Annotated in this window: 2 protein-coding genes; one reads left to right on the top strand and one right to left on the bottom strand. The window is 45.0% G+C overall.

What is annotated here, in order from left to right; all coding sequences use genetic code 11:
• Nucleotides 1-291: 291 nt before the first annotated feature.
• Nucleotides 292-1,872 carry a hypothetical protein gene (locus tag FHC48_RS22860; RefSeq protein WP_185949888.1) on the top strand — a complete coding sequence of 527 codons (1,581 nt, stop codon included), beginning with the start codon at nucleotides 292-294 and terminating at the stop codon, nucleotides 1,870-1,872.
• A gap of 4 nt (nucleotides 1,873-1,876) precedes the next feature.
• On the opposite strand, the gene FHC48_RS22865 is transcribed toward FHC48_RS22860, so the two are convergent.
• Nucleotides 1,877-3,385: a glycoside hydrolase family 2 protein gene (locus FHC48_RS22865; RefSeq protein ID WP_220420619.1), complete on the bottom strand. Its 1,509-nt coding sequence runs from the start codon at nucleotides 3,383-3,385 to the stop codon at nucleotides 1,877-1,879.
• Between the last annotated feature and the right edge of the window lie 202 nt (nucleotides 3,386-3,587).

A 3,587-nucleotide genomic window follows, 5' to 3' on the forward strand; every position in this document is an offset into this window, starting at 1 on the left:
CGTTGCATAGGTCGGGTCTCAGTCCAGGGCATAGCGAGTCTCCTCTTCTATGCCAGTTATAACTGTTACCCATGTATCCGGTCTAAAGTGTTACCCATGTTTCCGGTTCATACCCATCGCCTGCCGGGGATGAGATATAAGTAAATGACGAGATGCTGCTTTTTAAAGGCAAACTGTATCACTATTGTAATTAGGACTTCAGGATGTCTAGGAACAAAGAAATGTGGTGAATGAAAAATAAAAGCTATAAAATGCAGGTCATGGCTAACGTTCTTAGTGTGGTTTCTTTAAGTGCAGAGCTCAATTCCGCTTCGTTTACTAGAAGTAAACTCTTCGCTGATCTGGCACTGGCCATACTTGCAGAGTGTTATTGCAGTGATGGTACGGGACCAATTTAATGGACTTGTTATTAATCAGCAGAATTTATTGTCTTTATTAGTTCCTCCCTCAAAATATTGTCAATATGGTCGTGAAAATCTGATGCGTGAGTATCAGGAGCATTTATTGTATTTGCAGCGATTATGCCGTTATTGTCAGGCGTCGGGCATTGGCGTTTGGTTGCAAGGTGAAGCGCTACCACGGGATGGAAAAATACAAGAAAAATATCCAGAGTATGCTTTGATTGATAATATTAGCGCAGATGAAATTTTCTGGAAAAACTTCTATCAGCACGCACTCTTTGAAGCCTTGGAGCAGCTATCCGGCATTGATGGAATGATTGTTAATCTTCACCGACATCAACCCTATAAAGCCAGCTGGGTCTCGACAATCCCATTTCTCTACCAAACCCTGCGAAGCCTGGGAAAAAAAATGGTCCTGCGTGACTACATGGAGGATGAGGCAGCATCGTGGCAATTAGTCAATGCGTTGCAGGTATTACCTCCGGATGTGAGGGTGTCAATAAAAGCAGTTGCTCATGGTTATCGCCCGGGTTTTGTCAATAACCCTTTATTGACTCAGCTTGAAGGTCGGGTCAAGTGGATTGAGTTTGATATGTGGGGGCTGGAGTACGGCTGGACTCTACTACCGTGCTACTTATTAGAGGAAATTCAGGGCCGTCTTAGCTGGGTTGAAAGTATGGCCGGTGAGGAACTGGAAGCGATTACGGGACGGCTTAGTTGGGAATGGATCTCTAACAGTTCCCTGATTAACTCCGTAAATTCAGTGAACCTGCATGGCTTAGCGATGTTTGGCCGTGAAATATTTATGTCTGAGAAACAGGCGTTTCATTGCTGGCTCACGGATATGCTTGAGCGTAAGGTGGAGGCGGCTGAATTAAACATCTTTCATCAATTGTACGCCAGCAGCTATGAATGGATGAGAAAGACCCCCTATATCCTGGGGCATGTTTTACACCATTTCAGCCAGGTCCCGGTAAGCTATGCACAAGCCGTAAAACAACTGCAGTTTCATTTGCTTAAATCTGATGATTATGCTGCGACGGTCTTGTTCCCGATAAACGATCCCGATGCCGGACGCGAACAGTTCCAGCAATTAGTGTTAGAGAAAGAACGAGCTATGTTTTTGGCACAAGACTCCCGTAACCGGCTCTTTCAAATAATACACTCCATTGATATGTCGGATGAGAAAAAAGATTTATTCAAACGCGTCTGGGACCGCGTACCGTACTACACTGAAATGTTCAACAGAGTCGCACGAAGTGTCGCTATGAAAATGATGGTCGATCGTTACGGCCATCAGAGTGGCATATCTTCATTTGAATTAAATAGTGAAATTAATGAACTGCGCCTTCTGGCGATTCGAATTTCTGCGTGGATTGATAAAGAAGAACAACAACAGCCACATTATCTGGCTATGCTATTTGATCCTGCCAGGCTACTTAGCCTGGCAGAAAGTTTGACAGAAAATTGATCAATTATGACCCGGCATTTTTTAATTGCTGATAAAAATCCCGCAATACATAAAATGCTTTTTTGCGCGTTATTTTATCTGCGGTAATCAGTCCCTTGCAATTGAATCCTTTCTGATAGGGGTTCTGACGTCTTTCTGTACGGTAGTCATACAACAACCATGGAGTAAAACCGCGCACATAATTGAGTTTTGGCAGATACTCGGTCTGTTTGCGATAAACATCCGCCATATAGTTTTCCGAGAATGGCCCCGACTGAGGCGCATGTTCGCCCGGAACGCCCTCGGCACCAGTTTCAGTGATGACAACAGGCTTTGTTGGCGACGAGTTTTCACCGAGCACAATCAGATCGTCAAAATTCTCTTCGTACCAGCCGTAATACTCATTCAGACCGATAATATCAAGATAATCTGCCAGACGATCTTCAATCTTCATTTTTGCATGATTGACAAGGCAAGCGGCAGAAATCAAACGGCTGGGATCGGCCTTTCGGGCTGCGTCAATCAACATGCTCATAAAATCCAGGCGTTCATCGGTATCGGCATTTTCATTACCCACTGACCAGATAATTACGCTCGCACGGTTTCGGTCACGATAGATTAGCTCCATCAACTGATTATGTGCATCGCGTTGCGTTGTCGGATTTTTAAAATCTATCGCCCAGTAGTTTGGAATTTCTTCCCAGAGCAACAAACCGACCTCATCCGCAATACGCGCGACCATCTCATGGTGGGGGTAATGCGCCAGTCTCAGGTAGTTGCAGTTCAGCTCTTTAGCATCATGAAAACGGCGGCGGATATCCGCTTCGTTGGTCATTTTTCCCAATAATACATCATCTTCGTGACAATTTATGCCGCGTAGATAGAGCGATTTACCGTTGAGACGGATATCCGTACCCACAACGTCAATTTGCCTGAAACCCACGCGGTCGCTGACACAGTCGCGCCCCAGCGATGCCATAACGCGATACAATTTAGGGTGTTCAGGAGACCAAATTTGCGGTTCAGCAGACAGGTTAGCTTCAGCAATGCCATTCACCACCGGAAGAGTTACGGAGATGCCAAGTTCAGCGAGAGAGAAATTCACCTCTCGCGCATCGCCTTCCACTGCTATTCTCACGGCTATTTTATTATATTTGCCGTCTGGAACTAAATAAACGAACAGATCCCTGATATAAGTTTGCGGCGTTCGAATAATATCAATTTCACGGTATATCCCGCCATAGTTGAACCAGTCATTATTTCTCAAGGGTAGCCTGTCAGTAGTGCGGGTGTTATTCACACATAACATCACCACATTCTTTCCAGGCAGTAATACAGACGTTAATTCAGCGCAAAATGGAGTTGAGCCCCCATAGTGGTTGCCTATAAACTGATGATTGACAAAAACTTTGCAATCATAATTGGCTGCGCCAATGCGTAAGAAAATACGTTCATCCGCGTCCTGTTTGAGGTAATCAATGTCCCGGGTGTACCACGCACTCCCTTCATAATAAAACCATTTTTCTTTCATCATTTGCCAGCATCCCGGCACCGGAACGGTATCCCCGGCAAAAGGATCATAATCGTAAGGATCGCGACGTGTTTCAGCGTCGTTTTTCTCTAAGGAAGGTGCGAACAAGTCCCTGATATGAGATCATGTTTGTCATCTGGAGCCATGGAACAGAGTTCATCATGAGTCATCAACTTACCTTCGCCGACAGTGAATTCAGCAGTAA

The sequence above is a fragment of the Enterobacter sp. EC_50 genome (assembly GCF_019584525.1).
In the GTDB taxonomy this organism is placed as follows: domain Bacteria; phylum Pseudomonadota; class Gammaproteobacteria; order Enterobacterales; family Enterobacteriaceae; genus Enterobacter; species Enterobacter roggenkampii.

What these genes read in the sequence shown, in the direction of transcription:
- FHC48_RS22865 (WP_220420619.1), bottom strand. Translation starts at nt 3,385, where the DNA reads ATGATGAAAGAAAAATGGTTTTATTATGAAGGGAGTGCGTGGTACACC.